Source organism: Mycobacterium sp. C31M (assembly GCF_053345865.1).
In genome coordinates, this window is sequence record NZ_JBKFAX010000013.1 from 22119 (window position 1) to 45629 (window position 23511).

The following is a 23511-nucleotide window of genomic DNA, read 5'->3' on the forward strand; positions in this document are numbered from 1 at the left end:
TCGAGAGCGTTCGGCGACCTAGGATCGCCGAGGGTTAGGTGCTGGCGTTGCCGGCCTTCCACTGCGACCACGGGATGTTCCAGTCGCCGAGGCCGTCGGTACCGGGCAGCGGTGATCCGACGGTGCCGACCACTTCGACAATGTCACCGCGCTTGGTGTTCTCGTAGAACCACAAGGCGTTTGCGGTGCTGACATTCAGGCAGCCGTGGCTGACATTGCTGTAGCCCTGGCTGCCCACCGACCACGGGGCACCGTGCACGTAGATACCGCTGTAGGACATCTGCGTGGCGTAATCCACCTCGGTGCGATATCCGTTGGGCGAGTTGACCGGAACGCCGTAGGTCGACGAGTCCATCACCAGCTCGGCGTAGCGGTCACCGATGATGTAGACGCCGGTGTTGGTCGGTGAGCTGTCCTTGCCCATCGAGATCGGCATGGTCTTGACAACCTCACCGTTGCGCCGGACCGTCAATGTCTTGGTCGCATCGTCGGCGACGGCGATGAGCTGGTCACCGATGGTGAAGTTGGTGCTGACGTTCTCCTGCCCGAACAGTCCGTCGCCGACCTCGACACCGTAGGTGTTGACGTCGACCTGGACCTTGGTGCCCGGCTTCCAGTATTCAGCCGGCCGCCAACGCACCTCGCGGTTGTTGAGCCAGTAGAACGCACCGTCGACCTTGGGTGTCGTGGTGATTTTGATCGCCTTCTCGGCCGCCGCGCGGTTGGTGATGTTCTCGTCGAACCGGACGGCGACAGGCTGGCCGACGCCGACGACCTCACCCTCGTTTGGCAGCAGGTAGGGCATCGTCAGGTTCTGCGGCGAGTGCGTCTCGAACGACATGTGGCTGGTGGCCGCCCCGGCCAGGCCCTGCGAGCTCGCGGTCAGGGTGTAGCTGGCGTTGTAGTCCAGCGGATCGGTGGTCGACCACGTCAACCCGTCCTTGCTGAGGGCGCCGGCGACCTGGTCGCCGTTCTCGTCGACCAGGGTGATCGGCCCCAGCACACCGCCCTCGGTGCTGACCGTGACGGGCTCGTCGACGGTGACCCCGACGGCGCCATCGGTCACGGTGGCGGTCAGCTTGGGCACCAGCAGGTCGCCGTAGGGGGTGCCCTTGTCGGCGATCGTCTTGGGCTGTTCAGTGGCCTGTTGGCTGCTGCAGGCGCTCATTGCCAGCGCAGCGATCGCCGCCAAGGCGATCGCGGTCGACCACGTCTTTGCCCGGCGCGCGCCCACCCTCGGCGAATCCAGCACCATCTACTTGCCCCACCTCATGACACGGACCCACAGGGGTCGCAGCTTCTTGGCGATAGTCTAAGGGAAAGTCCCGACACCGGTCGCCTCGTCGAGGCTCAGAAACCCCCGCTGTCATGCGGATTTCACCTCTACGCGCCTCGGCTGTTATTGTTTCTCCCGCCGCGCCGTTAGCTCAGTTGGTAGAGCAGCTGACTCTTAATCAGCGGGTCCGGGGTTCGAAACCCTGACGGCGCACTGCAGACGCCCCCTTCATCGAAGGGGGCGTTCGCATTTTCCGACGCGAACAGATTCGTCGATATCTCCTGCGCAGAATGCCGCTTCATGACACGATCACATCTACGCAGCAAATTGGTGACATCCGAATTTAATTTGCATGTTCGTTAATTAGTCCAGGCGTCTTTCTCCGTTCGTTTATCGACTGTTGGACATCAACCGACAGTGAACACAAAACGTCCGCCGGGGTACCGAGAGGGAACGACGTCAAATGACATCCCATCGCACCCCTGCGCGCCGAGTGACCTTGCCACTGCTCATGATTGCCTGCGCCACCGTCAGCGCGTGCGGCGTGCGCTTCGAGGCCATCGCGGCGCCACCACCCCTGCCTGCGCCGTCCGCGATGCCATTCGTCACCGCGGAGCAAGCCAGCCTCATATTCACACCGTGTATTCGAGAGGGCGCCCGGTCGCACGCAGTTTCCGAGATCAGCAATCGACTCCTGGGCAAAGATCCATTTGCCGTCGATTGCGGCCACCGTGCGAATGTGGTGGCACGCCCGGAGCCCGTACCCAACCCGCACATCAACGCCGACATGGTGGTCACCGACGAATTGGTCAGTGCGGTGCTGACCGGCACCGGCGAATATTGGCATCAACCCGTCATCGGGCCCGCCTGACGAACGTCACGGGTGCGGTTTCAACGGTTCTCGGGTAACGCAGAATTCACCAGGAATGGTGGCAAACCCTGCTGCACCGATGTTAGCGTTGCGATCGACGTTGACGTCAATTTGCTAGCCAACCAGCCTCTTCGCTTCGGCCAATGTGCTGAGATCGCGCTCTCTGGACGAGTTCAGTTGTGTGACTGGATCAAAATACCCAGACCTACACGCCAAATCTGCAGGTAGATTCAAGATCCAGAATTGACCGCAGATCGCCCAGGCGTGCTACTCTCAAGTTAGCTGTACGCCTCAAGGTCTGGCGACAGCAGTCCGTCGGGGGCCGAAACGAGGTATTAGCTGATGTCAGCCGAGAGCGCATCGAGGTTCGGGGCCGCAATCCCCGATGGTGCCGCGCCCGGCGACGGCGTGATCGACGTCATCAGCTGCAGCCGCCTCGGCCGTACCGCAAACCCGCCGACCCGATCGTTCACCGATTGGCTGCGCCCGCGGCGGCGACGTCTCGATACCGTCAGCGGCGCCTGATCCGACGGATCACCAGCACCACCACGACCGTTCCGACGCCCGCCAGCGATACCAACACCGGCGGCTTGGTCACGAATGCCACCACCTGAGTCTTGACATCGTCGGCGATCCGCTGCGGGTTCGCGCGCACGGCCAGGGAGTCCACCGTTGCGGCCAGCTGATCGCGAGCCTGGTCGATGTCCTTCTTGATCGCGTCGGGATCCCGATCAGCCACTGTGTCCTCCAAGTCGTCGGCGTACCGAATTACCCTAGAGCAGCCGGAGCCGACCACGCTGCCCCGGTCGAGAAGAAAGGCGTATCCAGGCATGGCACAGACCCCGCGGTTGGCAGTCGGCGACAAGGCACCGGCCTTCAGCCTCCCCGATGCCGACGGCAACACCGTCAAGCTGTCCGACTTCAAGGGCCGCAAGGTGATCGTGTACTTCTACCCGGCGGCCTCGACGCCTGGCTGCACCAAACAGGCCTGCGATTTCCGCGACAGCCTCGCCGAACTCAACGACGCGGGCCTCGACGTCATCGGCATCTCCCCCGACAAGCCGGAGAAGTTGGCCAAATTCCGCGAAGCCGAAGGACTGACCTTCCCGCTGCTGTCGGACCCGGACAAGAAGGTGCTGACCGCCTACGGCGCGTTCGGTGAGAAGAGCATGTACGGCAAGACCGTCACCGGTGTCATCCGGTCGACCTTCCTGGTCGACGAGAAGGGTGTCGTCGAGGTCGCCCAGTACAACGTCAAGGCCACCGGGCACGTCGCCAAGCTGCGCCGCGACCTATCGGTCTAGCCGACATCACGGATTCCGTAGGTCGTGTCGCGGAGCTGAATAGGTCCCCGCGCTCACCTCGGCGGTGATCGACTCGATCAGGCCAACGGAGGCGGACCATCCGCGGACCTGCTCGGTGGTCCTCCACTCGTCGCCGCGTTCGATTTCGATTTCCCATCGCTGTAGGGCGCACAGCTTTGCGAGGATCGACAACGGCAACAGCGCGATGAGCGGCGCCTCGATCAGCGCGGCGACAAAAAGGACCAATCGGTCATGCCGCGAGGAAAAGGACAGCCTACCAACGGCGTTGATCTTGTCCAACCTGGGTATCCATCAACGGCGCACGGTCCACCAGGCGCCGTCCGGCGACTGCGCGGCCTGCCATCAGCCCAGTTCAGGCGCGGGTACGGACGCGCCCAGCGCTTCCAGGAACAACGCCTCGGAGACTGCGGCCCGCTCCAGCACACCCAGGTGCAGGCTCTCGTTGATGCTGTGTGCCTGGGTGCCGGGGTCCTCGACACCGGTCACCAGGATCTTCGCCTCCGGGAAGGCCGCAGCAAACTCGGCGATGAACGGGATGGAACCACCCATGCCCATATCGATGGGTTCCCGGCCCCACGCGACCTCGAAGGCCCGTCGCGCCGCGTCGTACACCGGGCCGCCGGCGTCGATCGCATAGGGCTGCCCCACATCGCCGGGTGTCACAGTGACCCTCGCGCCCCACGGAGCGTGGGTTTCCAGGTGTCGTGTGAGCGCCGCCAGGTGCGCCCGGGCATCCCCGCCGGGCGCCACCCGCATGCTGACCTTCGCCCGCGCGCTGGGCACCAGCGTGTTGGACGCCTTGTTGATGGGCGTGGTGTCGATACCGATGACGGTGATCGCCGGGCGGGCCCACATCCGTTGCACCACCGGACCCGAACCGATCTGTTGCACCCCGTCGAGCAGACCGGCGTCGGCCCGCACCCGATCCTCGGAGAACTCGACCTCGGCGGCGCTCGCCTCGTACAGACCCGCGACCGCGACGTTGCCGTCGTCATCGTGCAGGCTGGCCAGTAGCCGGACCAGGGCGCTCAGCGCGTCCGGCACCACCCCACCCCACAGCCCCGAATGCAGCCCGTGGTCCAGCGTCGCGACCTCGACCACACAGTCGGCCAGCCCGCGCAGCGACACCGTCAGCGCGGGAATGTCCACGCTCCAGTTGTCCGAATCGGCGATGACGATGACATCGGCGGCCAGCAGATCATGATGTGCGGCCAACAACGCCGTCAAAGATGGCGAGCCGGATTCCTCCTCACCCTCCACGAACACCGTCACCCCGACCGGCAGATCACCGGAAAACGCCCGGATGGCCGCGAGATGTGTTGCGATACCGGCCTTGTCGTCGGCGGTACCGCGTCCGTAGAGCCGGCCGTCCCGTTCGGTCGGCTCGAACGGCGCCGACTGCCACTGCCCCGGATCGCCCTCGGGTTGCACATCGTGATGGGCATATAGCAGTACCGTCGGTGCACCCGCCGGAGCCGGGTGGCGGGCGATGACGGCCGGTGCACCTCCGGCCTCGACCGTACGGATATCCGCAAAACCGGCCTCTGACAACAGTTTCGACGTCAGCTCCGCGCTGCGGTACACCTCGGGTCGCCGTGCCGGATCGGCCCACACCGACTCGATGCGGACCAGGTCCTCGAGATCGGCCCGCACCGAGGGCAGCAGTTCGCGGACACGTGCGGCGATATCACTCATACCCCAAGGCTAGCCCGGATTTTTCGCGCAATGTTGTGATTTTCGGGGTGTAGATACGCGAAAGCGCCTGTCCTGCAAGGAATAATTTGACTTCTCTACGGTTCAATCGTTCCCACGGGAAGGCACTTCGCAAGTGAAGAGTATCGCGACCGCATCACGGGTGAAAGTGTCGGCGGATGGCCACGGGGTCGTGTCCCAGCCGGGATGGGTATGTTGCGTGAGCTCGCCGACCGAACCGGGCTATCTGGGCAGGTCAGCGCCGCTTTGGCGGATACCTACCGCGGCCCGTGGGTGTATGCCCCCGGTGATGTGTTCGCGGATCTGGCTGCGGCAGCGCAGTTGCGGTTCACCGACACCGACGGCATGCGGGTCACCGCGTTCATCACCGACACACCGCCCGGTGTCGTGGCAGGCCAAGTCGCCGGCCTGGAACTACGCCACCGCCAACACGCCCGCGTCGAAGACCACAGCGGCGAACTCAAGAACACCGGCCTGCGCAACCTGCCGTGCCATTCATTTTGGGCCAACGCCGCCTGGCTGGAAATCGTTCTGACCGCCGCCGACCTGGTGACCTGGGCCCGCCTGATTGGCTTCGCCAACCACCCGAGCCTGGCCCGCGCCGAAATCAACACCTTCCGCTACCGGGTCCTGCACGTCGCCGCCCGCATCACCCGCATCACCCGCCAACTGCGACTACGCATCGATGCCACCTGGCGCTGGGCCGCCCAGATCGCCACGGCCTGGCAGACCATCCGCACCCGCCTTTGGATGACCGACAGCCCCTGACCAACCGACCACAAAAAGCTCACTGGCCCCAACTCGAGCTCCATCGGCGGACTCTCGCCGAATGTCGGTCAAGTTCCGCCGAATGCGCCGTATCTGGCGGTGTCCTCAGGTGGTGTTCGGCACAGATTATGGATAAGGACACTCCGTCAACAGTGAGGAAGAAGAATCATGACCTGGCCCAGTGGAGAAGCCGCCTTCGTCACCGGAGCGGCCTCGGGTATCGGACTCGGGATCGCCAAAGCGCTCATCAGCGGAGGCGCGAAGGTCGCCCTCGCAGACCTCGACGCTGACAAGCTCGCGACGGTCGCCGAGGAACTCGGCGGCACCGGTGCCACCGTCGTCGCAGTCCCGCTCGACGTCAGCAGCGAGGACCAGTGGCTCGGTGCAGCCGATCGCGCGGAGGCCGCACTCGGTCCGATTTCGATCCTGGTCAACAACGCCGGCATCGTGACGAACGCACCCATCGTCGACACAACCTCGGAGCTTTGGCATCGCCACTTCCGGGTCAACGTCGACGGTCAGTTCCTCGGCGTCAGGACGTTCCTACCTCGCTTCCTGGAGCGCGGGGGTCGGGCCCACATCCTCAACACCGCTTCCATGGGCGCCCTGATGCCCATTCCGGGAGTCGGCGCCTACTGCGCGTCGAAGTTCGCCAGCATGGGCCTCTCCCTCACCTTGCGCGAGGAACTCAAGGCCACTGCCGTCGACGTATCGGTTCTCACCCCGGGCACTGTGGCGACTGGTCTGACGTCGGCCGAAGCGTCGGGTGACCGGCCCGCGGGCGCGGACCCGGACCGGGTCGGCGAGCAGGTGGTCGAGGCGCTGCAGGCCCAGCGATTCCTGATCCCCACGCACGGCGACTACGAGCCGCTCGTCGCCGGGCTGCATCGCGAGATCGAACAGGCCTTCGCCGACACCGACGACCGGCACGGCCCCGATCCGTCGCTGCAGCTGATCCTCGCCGGTTCGGATCCTCTCGACGAGATTCTCCGTCAGGAGGCCGAGCGCTAACGATCGCCCGCCCAGCGCACACAGGGAGTCACGCCTGCGTCTGTCGGATTCGGCAGTTCGCTATGATCGGAATTCCCACCGTGGTCGGCCAGGTGTCCAGTGTGGCGGAATAGCTTGGCCGCACTGGGCACCTGATGTCGGCCCAGGGGCGGTATGTCGCAGTAGCAGCACCTGGAGCACAGATGTACGAACTCGTCGGCAGGCTCCCCGTCCTGGACCCGGAATCGAACGAGACGCTCAAGGTCATCGCATACTTCGACACGCTGGCTGTCGCCAGGGTCAGCTTCGACGGGCTGCTGCATGGGGCAGCGGCGCTCGCCGGTACCGTCGCCGGTGCACAGCGGCACGGCCGAATCAGCAGGTACGACGCCACCGGGCGCCGGCTCGATGCCGACGAGACGGGCCCGCGATCCCCCGAGCGCAGCTGCGGCAGCGCGCGTGTATGGCTCGAGCGCAACGGCGCGCTACACACCAACGACGAGATCATCGTCGAGCGGCTCGCCTTGACGGTCGAGCTCGTCGAGACCCATCGGTGGACCGGCGGCGGCTTGGACATCATCGTGGACTCCAACCGGGAGGCGGCCGAGCGCAGGGAGTCCCTCGCCCTCCTCGGCATCGACAGGAACGCACGGATCCGTCTCCTCGCCACGGGGGTCGGGCCGGCGCCTCCCGGTGTGCTGTCAACCATGGTGCCGACGCGCTACGGGATGATGCGCGCAACGGTCGACACTTCGGGAAGCGTTTCCCCCGCCGAGCGCACCGGTCTTGGCACCTGGGTCCGCGCCGACCGCGCGCCGGACTCTTGGGAGGCGGCTGTCATCGCCTACCAGCTCACCGATACGGCCGATCCTGTCGTCGATGCGACCGATCTCGGCGCCGCGTTGCTGATGGTTCGCGCCTACGATCCCGACACTCCGCACGACGACGTGACGAGACTCCAAGGCCTGGACACTTTCGAATCCAGTGTCCTACGCGCCCTGGTCGAGGCCGACAGCATCCGATCTGCGGCAGTACGGCTCGGAATGCATCACTCCAGCGTCCAGGCTCGGTATGAGGCCCTGATGCGGGATATCGGCTACGACCCGCGCACCCCCCTCGGCCGACTCCGGTACTCCGCCGCCGTGCTCCTGCTGCGTCTCGAACACCCCACCGAGAAGTGACCGTCCGCTCTCGCCGACGGTAGCCGGACAGGCTGCTTGCACCTCCCCGACCGAGTGTCCGCAGACGCAGCAGGTTCTCATCGCTGGGCGGGCACAACCGCCGCGCGATCAGACCACCGTCAGCACGACGTCCATGTTGCCCCGGGTGGCATTCGAGTACGGACACACCTGATGGGTGCGTTCGACCAGCGTGATGGCGGCTTCACGGTCGACGTTGGGGATGTGGACGTCGATTTCGGCGGAGAGACCAAACCCGCCGTTGCCCAGCGGACCCATCGAAACAGTGATCGACACCGCAGAATCGCTGAGATCGACCTTGTCTTCTGCGCCGACGTGTTTGAGTGCCGAATGGAAGCATGCGGCGTACCCACCGGCAAACATCTGCTCCGGGTTGGTCGCACCTCCCGCGCCACCCATCTCCTTGGGGATCTTGACGTCCAGTACGAGGAGTCCGTCCTCGCTTTCGATATGGCCGTTACGGCCGTTGCCGGACGCCGTCACCGTGGTCGTGTAGATCGTGCTGCTCATGAGCTTCCCTCTCGTCGGGTTTCCATTCCAGGCTTACATCACGCAACTATATTGCGCACAATTAAATTGTGCAAAACTCACTGCTAGAATCGCCTGCGATGGTCGAACGGATCCCCGAGCTCGAGTTGGACAACCAACTGTGCTTTGTGCTGTACCGGGCAAGTCGCGCGATGACCCGCGCGTACGGCCCATGCCTGGCCGAACTCGGGATCACCTACCCCCAATACCTGACCATGATGGTGTTGTGGGAGGCCGATGAACCGCTCTTCGTGAGTGAGATCGGCGATCAGCTTCACCTTGACAGCGGAACCCTGACCCCGTTGCTCAAACGGTTACAGGACCAAGGGTTCATCGACCGGAAAAGGGACGCCGACGACGAGCGGCGAGTTCGCATCGGTTTGACCCGTGCCGGCCGAGAACTGCGTCGGGCAGCGACCATCGTTCCGCAGAAGATGGCGCGTCAGTACGATCTGACCCCGGCAGCGATACGCGAGTTGATGGCCGAACTCGGCGAGCTCGCCGATATGTTGGAGGGCACCACACCGGCCCTGGAGTGACCGCCGCACCCTCGCCCCCGAAAGGGGATTCGTCACCGGTGAGGATTCCCGATTGCCGGTTTCCTGGCGGGGCACGGTGTCGTCACATCCGGCGCCGAAATACGTGGTGTCCGGCGCGGACTGGCCGGCCCTGGTGGAGGCGCTGGGCTTGCGCCCGTCCCTTGATCTGCGCCGGAACCAGCCCGGACCCGCCAACTGCGACTACGCATCGATGCCACCTGGCGCTGGGCCGCCCAGATCGCCACGGCCTGGCAGACCATCCGCACCCGCCTTTGGATGACCGACAGCCCCTGACCAACCGACCACGAAAAGCTCACTGGCCCCGGGAAAGCCCACTCCACCCGGCGACCCGGGACCAATCAACCACGCCAACACGCCGAACCCACTACCCAGCAACACAATTCACCAGCAGAACGACGCCACCATCAACTCCGATGCAAAATCGAGGCTAGTGACCCGCGAGCGTACGTGAACTCCGGACCGCGAGCGGCGTGTCGACCAGCAGACGCGCACGCTCGCGGCGAAGGATCTCAGGCTTCCAGGACCGCCACTGCGGCGGCGGTGTCCTTCTCATGGGTCAGCGACAGGTGGATCGTCACGTCCTTGAGGTGCTCGGCGATGGCTCCGGTCAACCGGACCTTCGGCCGGCCCCACATGTCGGTGACCACCTCGATATCGCGATGGATACCCTCGGGCAGCATCGGCCGCTTGGAGAACCGTGATCCCGACCAGGCCTTGATCACGGCCTCCTTGGCCGCCCACCGCGCCGCGAGGTGACGCGCCGCCGACGAACTCTTGTCCGCGGCGTCGCGCCTCTCCCCCGGCGTGAAGGTCTCGGCGAAAACCGTTCCCGGCTGGTCGACCTGCTCGGCGAAATCCGGAATCGACACCAGATCGATCCCTACTCCAACGATGCCCATGCCCGAAACGGTATCCGACTGTCCTTCGCTCACTTCGAGTAGTGGTCGTCGGCACCCAGGCGTGCCTCGGGATCCAGCAGCATGGCCGCTTCCTGAGGCTTCTCCGGGCTGTCGCTGCCGAACCGGCGGTCGGCCGGCTTCTCGTACAGCGCAGGCCCACCGGCGATGGCCGAGGCCAACCGGTGCTGACCGTCCAGCACACGGGCATTGGCCCGGGCCTGGTAGTCGGTACGCTGATCGGCCGGTAGCGCGGCGATCAGAGCCTGCGGGTGCACCAGCGCCACCAGACCGGACACGTGGCCGAACCCGAGGCTGGTCACCAGACCGGCCTTGATCGGGAACTTCTCGCCCAGGTGCAGGGTCTCACGGACCCAGACGAAGTGCTGCGCATGCGACAGTTCGTCGTCGACACAGTCCAGGCTGCGGTTCGGCGGGATGACGCCGTCGCGCAGGATCTGGCACAGGCCCATCATCTGGAAGGCCGCCGCGCCGCCCTTGGCGTGCCCGGTCAGGCTCTTCTGGCTGACGATGAACAGCGGTGCGCCCTTCGACCGGCCCATCGAGGCCGCCAGCCGCTCGTGCAGCTCGGTCTCGTTGGGGTCGTTGGCCAGCGTCGAGGTGTCGTGCTTGGACACCACGGCGATATCGTCGGCGGTCACGCCGAGCTTGGCCAGCGAGCGGGCCAACCGCGACTGCGCGCCACCGCGACCCGCGCCCAGGGCGCCCAGGCCCGGAGCCGGGATCGAGGTGTGCACACCGTCGCCGAACGAGGAGGCGTAGCCCACCACGGCCAGCACCGGCAGACCCATCTGCACCGCTAGGTCACCGCGGGTCAGCAGAATCGTTCCGCCGCCCTGGGATTCGACGAACCCGAGCCGGCGACGATCGTTGGCGCGGGAGAACTTCGAATCGCTGATGCCCTTACCGCGCATCACCTCGGTGTCGGCGGTGGCCGACATGTCGCCGAAGCCGGTGATGGCCTCCAGCGTCAGGTCGTCATAACCACCGGCGACCACGAAATCGGCCTTGCCCAAGGCGATCTTGTCGACGGCCTCCTCGACCGACACCGCCGCCGTGGCACATGCCGCGACCGGGTGGATCATCGAGCCGTAGCTGCCGATGTAGGACTGCACGACGTGGCCCGCGAAGACGTTGGGCAGCACCTCCTGCAGGATGTCGTTCGGCTTGCTGCGTCCCAGCAGGTTGCCGTGGTACATCGTCTGCATCGAGGTCATGCCGCCCATGCCGGTGCCCTGGGTGCTGGCCACCAGGCTGGGGTGCACCCAACGCATCAGCTCGGCCGGGCTGAAGCCCGCCGACAGGAACGCATCGACGGTCGTCACCAGGTTCCACAGCGCCACCCGGTCGATCGAGCTGGCCATATCCGGCGTGACGCCGTAGACCTGCGGATCGAACCCGGTCGGGATCTGGGCGCCGACGGTGCGCGACAGCTTCACCTTGCGCGGCACCCGGATCTCGGTGCCGGCCTTGCGGGTGACCTGCCAGTCCGCGCTGTCCGGCACCGGGGCGATGATCGTGTGCTCCGGGTCGTACTTCACGAACTCGCGGGCGTCGTGCTCCGAGGACACCACGAAGGTGAAGTCCTTGTCCAGGAACACCGAGACCAGCAGCGGCGCAGCGTGATCGGGATCGATCGCGCCGTCGTCCACCCACTCGCGGATGCCGACCTTCTCGACCACGGCATCGTGGTAGCGCTCGACCAGTTCGGACTCGTCCACCAGGTCACCGGTCTCGGTGTCGTACCAGCCCGGCTTGGGATCGTCCTCCCACTTGACCATGCCGGTGGTCCACGCCAACTCCAGGACGCCGGCCGCGGACAGCTCGCCGGCGACCTCCATCTCGAAGCGGGTGCGCGACGAGCCGTACGGGCCGAGTTCGGCACCGCCGACGATCACCACCATGTCGGCCGGATCGATATCCAGGTCGTCCCAGGCCGGGGCCGGGGCTGCCTGGTAGCCACGCGGGGGCGACGGCAGCGCCCGGATGACACCGGTCTGGTCGTCCTCCTCGGACTCGTCGGCGGCGGAACCGGCCATGTCCTCGCGGGCCTTGGCGGCCAGCTCGGCCATATCGATGGCGATCTCGCCCAGCCCACCGGTCATGTCGACCTCGATCGGCTCGCGGGCGGCGGCCACCTTGGCGTCGATATCGCACAGCGACAACAGCATCGAGGCCATCTCGGCGGTCGTGTAGGTGGTCAGACCGGCCTCTTCGACGGCACCGACGATGGCGTCGTTGTGGCCCATCAGCCCGGTGCCCTTGGTCCAGCCGATCAGCGCGTGCGCCAGCGAAACCCGCTGGCTCCACGAGGATTCGGCCTTCCACCGGGTGACCACCGCATCGAGTGCGGCCTTGGCCTCACCGTAGGCGCCGTCACCGCCGAACATGCCGCGGTTGGGCGAGCCCGGCAGCACCACGTGCAGACGCGAGGCGATGTCGCGCTCGGCACCCAGATGCGACAGCCCGGCGATGAGCCGCTGCACGGCCCACAGCAGCACCTTCATCTCCATCTCGGAACGCGCACCCGCCTCGGACAGATCCCCGCCGACACGCGGTGCGGCGAACGGGAACAGCAGCGTCGGGTTCTGCGCATCCTTGAGGTGGATGGCCTTGGGGCCCAGGTTCTCGGTCTGCTCGCTACCGACCCACTCCACGAGCGCGTCGATATCGGAGTACGAGGCCATGTTGGCCGGCACCACCCACAGCGTCGCGCCGAAGCGGGCGCTGTCGCGGTACAGGTTGCGGTAGAACGCCAACCGGTCGTCGTCCAGGCGCGAGGTGGTCGCGATGACGGTCGCACCACCACCGAGCAGCTGGGCCACCACCGAGGCAGCGATAGAACCCTTCGAGGCACCGGTCACGACGGCCACCTCGTTGGCGTAGCCACCCTTGTCCGGGTTCTCCGCACCGGCGGCCGCGCGGCCGTACAGCGCGGCGTGCACATTGCGACCGGCCGCCAGCGACTTGCCCTGCCACCAGGTGGCCTGGGTGCCCACCACGTTGCCCGCGCCCTCGAACCGCTCCGACAGGCGCTGCCAGTCGGCATCGATCTCGCTCTCGTCGAGCAGCCACAGCCGGGCCAGATCCTCACGGGCACTTGCCCACCGGTCGTCGAAGACGACGGCCTTGCGGGCGTCGAACACCGGCGAGACCAGCCGCGGCCAGTCCGAACCGAGCTCGGTGGTCACCAGGTCGATCAGGTCGGCATCGCTGACGGTGTCCGGTGCGCTGACCGGGTTGTCGAGCCCGAGCTGGCCCAGGATGGTGCGGGCCGCGTTGGCCAGCACACCGTTGGGCCCGGTGACCTGCTCGGCGAATTCGCCGAGGGCCGCCGAATCCACCACACCGCCACCGGCGGCACCGGAGGACGGCAGGCTCACCGGGATGCCCTTACGCGCCCCGACCGCCTGCACGGCCGCATCGATGACCTTGTCGACCGAGGCCGCATCGGCGAGCGCACCCTCGTGTAGGCCGCCCATGTTGCCGCCGCGGACGCTGGAGCCCTCACGGGTGCCCAGCGCGACCTCGGCGGTCACGTGCTTGGCCCAGCCCGGTCCCAGTTCCCATGTCTTGGAGACACGTTCGGCGATGTAGGCCGGGCGCTTACCCGACGGGCCGAACACCGTGCGCAGCTGATCGTTGATCGAGTCGGACAGCACCGGGCCGAACGGCTTGTACGTACGGGCCAGCTTGGTCACCTGTGCCTTGAGGCCGGCCAGATCGGCCTCGGCCGCACCGTCGATGGCGCCGAGGTTCAGCTCGGAGCCGAGGTCCACCAGCATCTGGTTGCGCCGCGAGGACGCACCGTCGGTGATGGATTCGATGGAGTCCAGCGGCTCGATCTGGTCGAGGCGCATCTTCGCGGCCAGCGCGATCAGCACCAGCGTCGCATCGGAGGCGTCGAAGGTGATGTCGTCCGGTCGCGGGCCACCCGACGGCGCGACCGCGGGGGCCGGTGCCGCGGCGGGAGCCGCCGCTGCCGGCGCGGCCGCCGCCGAAGGCTCCGGTGCCGCAACCTCTTCGGGCTCGGGCTCCGGGTCGGTGTCCGTCGCGAAGAGCACCGCGGCGTCACGCTCGGCGTTGAGCACCTCGGTGGTGTTGTGCGAGTACTCCGGCAGCTTCAGCGTGTTGGTCGCCAGGCCCGCCACCGTCGGCGCGGTCTTCACACCGATCTCGACGAACCGCTCGATACCGAGGCCGCCGGCTGCTTCTTCGATGAACAGCAGGTCCTGGGTCTCGATCCAGCGCACCGGGCTGGCGAACTGCCAGGCCAGCAGCTCGATGACGACCTTGCGCATCAGCTCACGCGGACGCTCGTTACGCCAGGTGTCGTAGTCGGCGAGCACCTCGTCGAGCGGCTCGGCCGGCACCAGGTCCCGGATCTCCTGGATGAAGTCACGGTCCAGCGTGAACGGCCGCGGCACCAGGTTCGGGATGTACTTGCCGATCAGCAGATCCGGGTCGGCGTCGGTCGGCATGACCCGCTCCAGAGAGCGGCGGAAGTCGGCGACGCCGACCCGCAGCACCTCGGAGTGGAACGGCACGTCGATACCGGGCACAAGGATGAACGACCGCTTGCCACCGCTGATCTCGCGGCGCCGCTCGATCTCCTCCTCCAGCGCCTCCAGACCGCGCACGGTGCCGGCGATCGCGTACTGCGAGCCACGCAGGTTGAAGTTCACGATCTGCAGGAACTCACCGGTGCGCTCGGCGATCTCGGCGACGAACGCGGTGACTTCGTCATCGGGCAGGTCGATCTGCGACGGCCGGATGGCGGCCAACCGGTAATCCGAGCGGCCCTTGGCATCACGCGGAACGATGTCGTGCATCTTGGAGCCGCGGTGGAACACCACCTCCAGCAGCGCGGGCAGCTCGTACACACCGGAAACACAAGCCAGCGCGGTGTATTCACCGACGGAGTGACCGCAGGCGATGGCACCTTCGACGAACGCACCCTGCTCACGCATCTCGGCCACCTGGGCCGCCGCGACGGTCGCCATGGCGACCTGGGTGAACTGCGTCAGGTACAGCACGCCCTCGGGGTGGTGGTAGTGCACACCGGAGGCGATCAGGCTGGTCGGGTTGTCCTTGACCACATGCAGCACCGAGAAGCCCAGGGTCTCCCGGGTGAACTTGTCGGCGATGTCCCACACCTTGCGGGCGGCCTTGGACCGGGCGCGGACCTCCATGCCCATGCCCTTGTGCTGGATGCCCTGGCCTGGGAAGGCGTACACCGTCTTCGGCGCGGCCAGCTGGGCCGAGGCGGCCATCACCAGATCGCCGCCGACCTTGGCGGTCACCTCGATGATCTCCGCACCGCGGTCGATGCCGACGCGGTCGACGCGGAACTCGATCTCGTCACCGGGCAGCACCATGCCCAGGAAGCGCGAGGTCCAGCCGACCAGGCGGGCGGGCGGGGTGGCCCGGCCGTCGGTGGCGGTGACGACGTGCTGGGCTGCGGCCGACAGCCACATCCCGTGCACGATCGGGCCCTTGAGCCCCGCCAGCAGAGCTGCGGCCCGGTCGGTGTGGATCGGGTTGTGGTCACCGGAGACGACAGCGAACGCGCTCATATCGGTGGGCGCGGTCATCGTGACATCGCGGCGGCGACGACGGGGGGTGTCGGTCGCGTTGTCGGTCATCGCGCCACCGGCACGGACCGGATCCTCCAGTTCGGCCGCACCGGTGCGGCCGCGGATGGCGAACCGCTCCTCGAGGCGGGCCAGCTCGGTGCCCGCCGCGTCGGAGATGGTCACACTCACCGGGACGACCCGGCCGACCTCGGTGTCGACCGCGGCCGAAGCCGTTGCGGTGACGGTCAATTCGGCGGCGTCCTTGGGCATCGGTGCCAGCAGGTGGGCCGCGTGGTCCAGGTGCACCAGGCTCAGCAGACCCTCGATGACCGGGAAGCCGGCATCGGTGGCCGCCGAACCGATGGTGGCGAACACCGCGGGCCAGCAGCGGCCGACCAGGGCGTCGGGCACCAGGGTCAGGCCCGGGGCCAGCGGGGCGCCGAAGGTGGCGGTGACGCCGGTGTGGTCGGCGACCTCCTCCGGATCCCAGCCGACGGTCACGGTGGCGGTGTTGTCGACGACGGCGGGCAGCGAGTCCACCCCGTCGACGCCGGCCGCGATGGCCAGCACGGCGCGCATGGCCGCGGCGGCGTCCTCGGTGGTGACCACCGGCATACCACCGTTGACGGTGGCGGCCGGCAGCGTCAGCTTGATGTCGATCCAGATATCGGACAGCGGGACGCTCAGCGTCACACCCTCGTCGGTGAGCTCCAGGCGCGATCCGGTGGACGGGTGGGTGGCGGCGCGATTCTCGTTGATCTGCCACTCATCCGGGGCACCGATGCGGTGCACCGGGTTGATGGCGGTGCGCCCGGCCCACAGCACGTCGGGCGAATCCAGCACCACGGCGATCGGACCGGTGGCACCCGGGTTGGCCTGGCGGCGCGACACCACCGGAACCGGTGTGACGCCGGTGGCGACCACCTCGTCGATGGCGGCCTGCTCGAACCGGTCGAGCAACTCCCCGACGGGCTCGTCTACGCGGGTGATACCCGCGACGGCGGCGGTGCCCGGGATGATGCACACCTGATCGGCGGTGTAGCGGGCGTCATGCGCCTGCCACAGCGAGTCACTACGCCACCAGCGGCGGACGTCCTTGTCGATGACCGGGACGAAGTTGACCGGCTTACCCGGCGTCTTGCACAGCGTGACGAAGAACGGGACATCGGCCGGGTGCAGCTTGAGGGTCTCGGCGTCCGGGTAGCGGTTCAGCAGGGTGTCGACGGCTGCGGCCGGATGTTCCAGCAGCGCTTCGCCTTCCGGCGTCGCGGCGAACAGCGTGTCGATCGGGCCGGAGTCGTTGGGATGCAGCCGGGCCTCGGCACGCTTGAGCATCTGCTCGAAGCGCTCCCGCCAGGTGATGTCCAGCCAGGGTGAGTCGGCGGCCTTGGTGTCGGCGGTCGAATCCCCTTCGCCGATGGCCAGTTCCACGTAGCGGTCCAACCACTGCAGGTAGGTCATGCCGGCCACGTCGCCGAAGTACGGCTTCGCGGTGTCGGCCATCGCGGCGATGATCTCGTCGCGGCGCTCGGCGACGGCATCGGCGTCACCGGCGACCTCGTCGAGCAGGCGGCCGCAGCGCGATGCGGTGTTGTCGATCTCGTGGATGTCGGCACCCAGCTGGCTGCGCCCGGAGGCCATGCCGCCCTGGGCTTTTCCGGCACCGACCCACACGTCGGTGCCCTTGGTGTCGACCAGCAGCTGCTTGACGGCGGGTGAGGTGGTGGCCTCCAGGGTGGCCATCGCGGCGGTGCCGACCAGGATGCCGTCGACCGGCATCAGCGGGAAGCCGTAGTCCTGCGCCCAGCGACCGGCCAGGTAGTCAGCGGCTCGCTCCGGGGTGCCGATGCCGCCGCCGACGCAGATGGTGATGTTGGACAGCTTGCGCAGGTCCGCGTAGGTGGCCAGCAGCAGGTCGTCGAGGTCCTCCCACGAATGGTGACCACCGGCGCGGCCGCCCTCGATGTGGGCGATGACGTCCTTGCCCGGGACCTCGGCAGCGATCTTGATGACCGCCTTGATCTGGTCGATGGTGCCCGGCTTGAACACCACATGCGTGATGCCGATCTCGTTGAGTTCCTCGATGAGCGCAACGGCCTCGTCGAGCTCGGGGATACCGGCGGTGACGATCACACCGTCGATGGGGGCACCGGACTGGCGGGCCTTCTGCACGATGCGCTTGCCGCCGAGCTGCAGCTTCCACAGGTACGGGTCCAGGAACAGCGAGTTGAACTGGATGGCACGGCCCGGCTCGAGCAGCTGGGTCAGTTCGGCGACCCGGTCCTCGAAGATCTTCTCGGTGACCTGGCCACCGCCGGCGAGCTCGGCCCAGTGCCCGGCGTTGGCGGCGGCGGCGACGATCTTGGCGTCGACGGTGGTCGGGGTCATGCCGGCCAGCAGGATCGGCGAGCGTCCGGTCAGGCGGGTGAACTTGGTGGACAGCTTCACCGAGCCGTCGGGCAGGGTGATCGTGGAGGGCGCGTAGCTGGTCCACGGGGCGGGCACCTCGGGCACCGCGCCGACGGTGAACAGGCTGCGCTGACCGGAGCGGGTGGCCGCGGGCACGATGCCGATGCCCAGGCCGCGAATGACCGGCGCGGTCAGGCGGGTGACGGTGTCCGCGGGGCCGAGGTCGATGATCCAGCGGGCGCCTGCGGTGTGCAGGGCCTCGACATCGGCAACCCAATCGATGGGGCTGACGAAGATGGACTCGGTCATGCGGTGCGCCAGCTCGGTGTCGATACCGCACTTGGCGGCCCAGCGATCGACGAGTGCGACACCGTCGGCCAAGCGCGGGGTATGGAAGCCGACCTCGACCTGGATGGGGTTGAACACCGGGGAGAACACCGCGCCGCCGCGCGACTTGTTCTTGCGCTCGGCCTCTTCCTTCTCGGTGATCTTCGAGCAGTACAGCTCGAAGCGGCCGAGCTGTTCGGGCGTGCCGGTGATGACGACCGAGCGGCGGCCGTTGCGGATGGACAGCACGGGCGGCAGCACGGTGCGCACATCGGTGGAGAAGTCTTCGAGCAGCTCGACGATGCGGTCGGGGTCGACATTGGTGACCGACACCATCGGGCTCTTGTCACCGCGGCCGACCATCCCGCGACGGCGGGAGATCAGCGAACCGGCGGCGCCGATCAGCTGCAGCAGGGCGAGCAATTCGGCGTCCCGGGTGCCCTTGGCCTTCAGCGACTCGACGCCGAGGATGCCCTGCGAGTGGCCGGCCATCGCGACCGGCGGGGTGCCCATCAGGTCCAGGCCCTGGCGGGTCAGCGCCCGGATCGCGGCCATCTGGGTCAGCAGGATGCCGGGGCCGGAGATGGCCGCGGTGGTGAGCTGCTTGGTGTCGGGCAGCGGTTCCTCGGCGGCCAGCGCGCGCACCCACTGCAGCGGCTCGAAGCCGATCGGGCGCACCACGACGAGTTCGCGGGCCACCGGCTCCAGCAGCAGGGCGGCTTCACCGACGAGTTCGCTCAGTTCGGACTCGATGCCCGCGGAGCTGACGAGCTCCTCCAGGCTTTCCAACCAGGCACCGCCCTGACCGCCGAACGCGACGGCATACGGCTCGCCGGCGTTGAGCAGATCCACCAGTGCATGCGCGCCCCCCAAGGACCCTTCGTTGAGTCCGTTCTTACCGGCTGCCACCCTGTCGTGTTCGTTGATCGTCACGTCGTGTCTCTCCCTCGGTGCAGTCTTGTCACGCGATATCACTGGTCGTACTGGTCTGCCGCGTCGTCGCGGCGAGGAGGCCATCTGGGTCCCCCGGACCCAGATCTCCGAAAAGTCTGCGGTGATTCGGCGTTGAATCTCGGCTGGTCGGTGCTCGCCCCGACGGTCCGGGGACCCGCGCTACCGATTCCCGGGACAGTCCAGCGGACAGCCCAACCCCACTAAGAGTGTCATAAGAGCTAGAGCCATTTTCCGTCCCCAAATGGTTACTGGCGAGTTCTACGCCCGGGTAACCATGAGTTGCGTTACAGACGCCCGAACGACCGTGAAAGCTCAGCGGGACAAACGTCCTGCATGCAGGTGGTTACGGTCGAGTAGCTATAACTTCCCAGATCAAGGCGATGTTGTTATCAAATCGTTATATAAGAATTTGGCGGTTGGAACGCCGCTGGCGGGCCCGCGAGCGAGCCCGAAAAGAGGACACTTCGACCAGAAGTGTTCACCGATCCGCCGGGTGGCGCCGAAAAAGTTTGCTGGCAATTATTACTGATCAGTAAGTTTTGCCGGTTCGCATACCGCGCGATCAGGACTCCTCGCGCTGCTGCCACTGGCCACTGGCCATCAGGCTGGCGTTGAAATCGGAGATCTCGGTCACCAACCTGCGACGGAGGGCGCGTTCCACCTGATCGGCGATGACCGCGCGGGTGAACCCGGCAAAGTCGGACACCAGCCGGGTCATCTCGTCGATATTGCCCGCACTGGGCCGCATGGACCCGTAACTCTGCGCCACCGCCTGCTTCAGCGCGGTGATCGCCCCGGCGGCCATCACCTCGATGCTGCCGTGGGTGGCGTCGACAAGCTGCAGCACCACCTCGACATAACCGACGGGATCGGGTGAGCGTGCGATCGCCCGACCGATGACGTCACTGGTGAACTCCAGACCAGATCCGGCACGCTGCGCCAACCCCAGTTCGATCAGGCGTTGCCCCGCCGCACTGCGCGGGTCGATGTCGACCCGCGGTCCTGCCGCACCGTCGGACTCGGTGCCGGTGCGCAGGATGGCGTACTGCAACCCGAGCACCTCGGTCAGGTTGCGACCGGACCGCATGGTCTCGAAGAACTCCGCTATGTGCGCCGAGGTGAAACCGCGTGCCAACAGGTCGTTGATGGTCTGCAGCTGGGCCAGGTGGTACGCGTCGTAGAAGGCCGACCGCCCTTCGCGGCGCGGCGGGTCGAGTAGTCCGCGTTCCCGGTAGGCACGGATGTTGCGCGCACTGACCCCGGAGATCCGCGCGAGGTCCTGCAGACGGTATTCGGTCAGCGCCATGCGGCCGCCACCGCACGATAGCCCCCGAGATACACGGTCATGATCACACTGTAGCGCGCGATGGTGCAGTTTGAGCAAACTGAGAAACTGCTTTGAAACAGCAGTGATGCAAATTCAGGCAACGCGGTGAGCGATGTCACCGGAAAATGATTGGCAATTCATCCCACGAATTTGGGACCATGGACGGACTTCCCGCGACGAAAGGCCCCGACGTGCGTCCGTGGATCATCTGGGCGACCGGGCTCCTCGCCTATATCGTCGCGGTGCTCAACCGGACCACCCTCGGCGTCTCCGGCCTGGAGGCCGGCGAACGCTTCCATGCCGGCCCCAGCGTGTTGTCGACCTTTGTGGTGCTGCAGATCATCGTCTACGCCGGCGCGCAGGTGCCGGCCGGCGTGCTGTTGGACCGGTACGGATCCAAACTGCTCATCGTGACCGGCGGCGCCCTGATGGTCGCCGGCCAGCTCGCGATCGCCGTCACCGATTCGCTGGCGCTGGCGCTGGCCGCACGCGCCGTCGTCGGCCTCGGCGATGCCGTCACCTTCATCTCGGTGCTACGGTTGGTGCCGCACTGGTTCCCGGCGCGCCGGGTCCCGCTGCTCACCCAGCTCACCGGGATCAGTGGGCAACTCGGACAGATCCTTTCGGCGGTGCCGTTCCTGGCCCTGCTCGGCATCGGTGGGTGGACTTCGGCCTACCTGACGGTCGCCGCCTTCGCGGTGATCGCTCTGGTGCTGGCCGCCACCCTGGTGCAGAACACCCCGGACGGCAAGCTGGTCACCACCACCACGATGAGTGTGCGTGGGTCACTGGCCAGCGTCCACAACGTCTGGATGCGGCCCGGCACCCGGCTCGGGTTCTTCACCCATCTGGGCACCCAGTTCTCGGTGACCACCTTCTGTCTCATGTGGGGTGTCCCATACGTGACCACCGCACAGGGCCAGCCGCGCAGTGTGGCAGGCATGTTGCTGACCATCTCGGTGGTGACGGCGATTGCCGCCGGTGTGGTGCTGGGCATCCTCTGCGGCCGGTTCCCGCACCGCCGATCCTGGTTCGTGCTGGCGATCATCGGCAGCAACGCATTGATCTGGACGATCGTGCTGGCACTGCCCGGTGCGGCACCGCTGTGGTTGCTGATCACGCTGGTCGTGGTCATCTCGGTCGGTGGGCCCGGTTCGATGGTCGGATTCGATTTCGCCCGCACCTTCAATCCCAGTTCCACGCTCGGCACCGCGCAGGGCATGGTCAACATGGGTGGGTTCCTGGCCTCGTTGCTGCTGATGCAGGCCATGGGCCTGATCCTGGACGCCGCCGGTGGCTACTCCCCAGAATCCTTCCGGTTGGCGTGGACGCTGCAGTACCTGGTGTGGGCGCTGGCCGTCGTCGGCATCCTGGTCACCCGGCGTAAGACCCGGCGACAGCTGGGACTGCAGGGCAACGCGTCGGACCGCATCCTGCTGGAGACCTTCGAACCGCAGGCCGCGGGACGCTAGCCGGTCGCCTCCGTCACCGCGGCCGCGGTGTCGCAGTGCCCGATCAGCTCATGGCCGACGACCACGATCACCGGCGCCAGCGTCGTCACCAACAGGCATACCGAGATCGCCACCCCGGATGCCGCGAGCAGCACGGCACCGGCCAGCACCGCAGTGGCCAGCAGATTGAGCCCCAGATGTACCGCGCTGTGCGCCTTGAGCAGCAGGGCGTGCAGCAGGTAGACCAGCCACAGGTACACCCCGACCGGGACGGCGACGGTGGCCACGCAGGCCGCCGACCCCAACTCCGAGTGCTCCTCCAGGTAATAGGCGGCCAGGTGCAGCCCCGCGCCGGTGCCCACGATGGCACCGAACAACACGATCGGCAGATAGCCGAACCAGAACGACCGCTCCCGGTGCGCATGCAACAACTCGCCCGTCGGCACCATGAAGTACAGCCACCACATCCCGAAGGTCAGCCCCACCCCGGCGACCGCGACCAGAATCGCGTCGGTGCTCCAGCCGTGGTCATGCACGGCGGCCGTCAGGGTCGCCACGGTCCCGACGACCCCTTCGCCGAGGGCGATGATCGCCATCAGTCCGTACCGTTCGGCCACGTGATGGGCATGCCACGGGGTTCCGCCACCGCGCCGTTCGGCGATCACCGGACCGGCCATCTCGACCAGCGTCAGTCCGATCACCAGCAGGGCGGTCACCAACAGCCCGGTGTTGGCGATGATCACCGCGATCCATCCCACCTGGGCGATCGAGATGGCGGCGGCGTAGGTCAGACAGGCCTTGCGCCGGGCCGGATCCTGGCGGGCGGCGCGCAGCCACTGGGCGACCATCGCGACGCGCATCACCACATAGCCGGCGACCATCACCCGGTTGTCGACGTGCCCACCGTGCTCCAGCGAGGCGAACATGTCCGGCAGGCCGAGCGCCAGGATCACCACACCGACCATCTGCAGCATGGTCGTCAGCCGGTAGACCCAGTCGTCGGTGTCATAGGCCGACGCGAACCAGGTGAAGTTGATCCACGCCCAGCACACCGCGAAGGTGGCGAAACAGAACCCGGCCAGGCCCACCGCCACGTGACCGGCGGCGAACGCGTGCGCGAACTCCGAGGCCGCCACCCCGAACGCCACCACAAAGGTCAGGTCGAACAGCAATTCCAGCGGGGTCGCCACGCGGTGCGACTCGTGCGGATCGCGCCCGGACATGACGACGATGCCACTCGGCCGCGAACGCTGCACACCAGATGACGTCATATGCGCCCCCTCATCCCCGGCCGGCACCGGCACACCGATGCAACACGCT

Annotated in this window: 17 protein-coding genes, 1 tRNA gene and 1 pseudogene; 9 read left to right on the forward strand and 10 right to left on the reverse strand. The window is 66.9% G+C overall.

Annotated features, from left to right (window positions below; all coding sequences use genetic code 11):
• Window positions 1–34 precede the first annotated feature (34 nt).
• A complete protein-coding gene (locus ACLBYA_RS19815; protein WP_447711147.1) occupies window positions 35–1255 on the reverse strand; it encodes a L,D-transpeptidase in 1221 nt (406 codons plus the stop codon).
• Window positions 1256–1416: 161 nt separating this feature from the next.
• Between ACLBYA_RS19815 and ACLBYA_RS19820 the strand changes: the two genes are divergently transcribed.
• The 3 genes from ACLBYA_RS19820 to ACLBYA_RS19830 all read left to right on the forward strand — a co-directional run bounded on the left by ACLBYA_RS19820 (window position 1417) and on the right by ACLBYA_RS19830 (window position 2672).
• A tRNA-Lys gene (locus tag ACLBYA_RS19820) sits at window positions 1417–1489 on the forward strand.
• Between the two features lie 280 nt (window positions 1490–1769).
• Window positions 1770–2147: a hypothetical protein gene (locus ACLBYA_RS19825; RefSeq protein WP_447711148.1), complete on the forward strand. Its 378-nt coding sequence runs from the start codon at window positions 1770–1772 to the stop codon at window positions 2145–2147.
• Between the two features lie 342 nt (window positions 2148–2489).
• Window positions 2490–2672: a hypothetical protein gene (locus ACLBYA_RS19830; protein WP_447711149.1), complete on the forward strand. Its 183-nt coding sequence runs from the start codon at window positions 2490–2492 to the stop codon at window positions 2670–2672.
• Here the strand turns inward: ACLBYA_RS19830 and ACLBYA_RS19835 are convergent.
• Window positions 2659–2886: a DUF3618 domain-containing protein gene (locus ACLBYA_RS19835; RefSeq protein ID WP_447711150.1), complete on the reverse strand. Its 228-nt coding sequence runs from the start codon at window positions 2884–2886 to the stop codon at window positions 2659–2661. The two genes, ACLBYA_RS19830 and ACLBYA_RS19835, sit on opposite strands and share 14 nt — an antisense overlap.
• A 91-nt stretch (window positions 2887–2977) precedes the next feature.
• Between ACLBYA_RS19835 and bcp the strand changes: the two genes are divergently transcribed.
• Entirely contained in the window at window positions 2978–3451 is a 474-nt protein-coding gene (gene bcp / locus ACLBYA_RS19840) for a thioredoxin-dependent thiol peroxidase (protein ID WP_447711151.1), read from the forward strand.
• A gap of 6 nt (window positions 3452–3457) precedes the next feature.
• Here the strand turns inward: bcp and ACLBYA_RS19845 are convergent, their stop codons facing one another.
• Window positions 3458–3751, reverse strand: coding sequence for a hypothetical protein (locus ACLBYA_RS19845; protein WP_447711152.1), 294 nt, complete (start codon window positions 3749–3751; stop codon window positions 3458–3460).
• A 63-nt stretch (window positions 3752–3814) separates the two neighbouring features.
• Window positions 3815–5167, reverse strand: coding sequence for a M20/M25/M40 family metallo-hydrolase (locus tag ACLBYA_RS19850; protein ID WP_447711153.1), 1353 nt, complete (start codon window positions 5165–5167; stop codon window positions 3815–3817).
• 133 nt (window positions 5168–5300) lie between these two features.
• Here ACLBYA_RS19850 and ACLBYA_RS19855 point away from each other — a divergent pair.
• The 3 genes and pseudogenes from ACLBYA_RS19855 (at window position 5301) to ACLBYA_RS19865 (ending at window position 8124) form a co-directional block, all read left to right on the forward strand.
• Window positions 5301–5953: pseudogene (locus ACLBYA_RS19855) on the forward strand (transposase).
• Between the two features lie 168 nt (window positions 5954–6121).
• Window positions 6122–6964, forward strand: a complete 843-nt coding sequence (locus ACLBYA_RS19860; RefSeq protein ID WP_447711154.1) for an SDR family NAD(P)-dependent oxidoreductase — start codon at window positions 6122–6124, stop codon at window positions 6962–6964.
• 182 nt (window positions 6965–7146) lie between these two features.
• A complete protein-coding gene (locus tag ACLBYA_RS19865) occupies window positions 7147–8124 on the forward strand; it encodes a hypothetical protein (protein WP_447711155.1) in 978 nt (325 codons plus the stop codon).
• Window positions 8125–8232: 108 nt separating this feature from the next.
• Here ACLBYA_RS19865 and ACLBYA_RS19870 read toward each other — a convergent pair whose 3' ends face one another.
• Entirely contained in the window at window positions 8233–8652 is a 420-nt protein-coding gene (locus ACLBYA_RS19870; RefSeq protein WP_447711156.1) for an organic hydroperoxide resistance protein, read from the reverse strand.
• Window positions 8653–8750: 98 nt separating this feature from the next.
• Between ACLBYA_RS19870 and ACLBYA_RS19875 the strand changes: the two genes are divergently transcribed.
• Window positions 8751–9209 carry a MarR family winged helix-turn-helix transcriptional regulator gene (locus tag ACLBYA_RS19875; protein ID WP_447711157.1) on the forward strand — a complete coding sequence of 153 codons (459 nt, stop codon included), beginning with the start codon at window positions 8751–8753 and terminating at the stop codon, window positions 9207–9209.
• A 530-nt stretch (window positions 9210–9739) separates the two neighbouring features.
• Here the strand turns inward: ACLBYA_RS19875 and acpS are convergent.
• From acpS to ACLBYA_RS19895, 4 genes are all read right to left on the reverse strand, one after another.
• Complete coding sequence (gene acpS, locus ACLBYA_RS19880; RefSeq protein ID WP_447711158.1) at window positions 9740–10129, reverse strand: holo-ACP synthase AcpS; 390 nt, start codon at window positions 10127–10129, stop codon at window positions 9740–9742.
• Window positions 10130–10158: 29 nt separating this feature from the next.
• Window positions 10159–19392: a fatty acid synthase subunit beta domain-containing protein gene (locus tag ACLBYA_RS19885; RefSeq protein ID WP_447711159.1), complete on the reverse strand. Its 9234-nt coding sequence runs from the start codon at window positions 19390–19392 to the stop codon at window positions 10159–10161.
• A gap of 583 nt (window positions 19393–19975) precedes the next feature.
• Window positions 19976–20719, reverse strand: a complete 744-nt coding sequence (locus ACLBYA_RS19890) for a MerR family transcriptional regulator (protein ID WP_447711160.1) — start codon at window positions 20717–20719, stop codon at window positions 19976–19978.
• On the reverse strand, window positions 20710–20859 hold the full coding sequence (locus ACLBYA_RS19895) for a hypothetical protein (protein ID WP_447711161.1): 150 nt from the start codon (window positions 20857–20859) through the stop codon (window positions 20710–20712). Before ACLBYA_RS19895 ends, ACLBYA_RS19890 begins: the two co-directional genes overlap by 10 nt.
• 72 nt (window positions 20860–20931) lie before the next feature.
• Here ACLBYA_RS19895 and ACLBYA_RS19900 point away from each other — a divergent pair, with 72 nt between their 5' ends.
• On the forward strand, window positions 20932–22212 hold the full coding sequence (locus tag ACLBYA_RS19900; protein ID WP_447711312.1) for an MFS transporter: 1281 nt from the start codon (window positions 20932–20934) through the stop codon (window positions 22210–22212).
• Here ACLBYA_RS19900 and ACLBYA_RS19905 read toward each other — a convergent pair.
• A complete protein-coding gene (locus tag ACLBYA_RS19905; protein ID WP_447711162.1) occupies window positions 22209–23462 on the reverse strand; it encodes a low temperature requirement protein A in 1254 nt (417 codons plus the stop codon). The two genes, ACLBYA_RS19900 and ACLBYA_RS19905, sit on opposite strands and share 4 nt — an antisense overlap.
• Window positions 23463–23511: the final 49 nt, after the last annotated feature.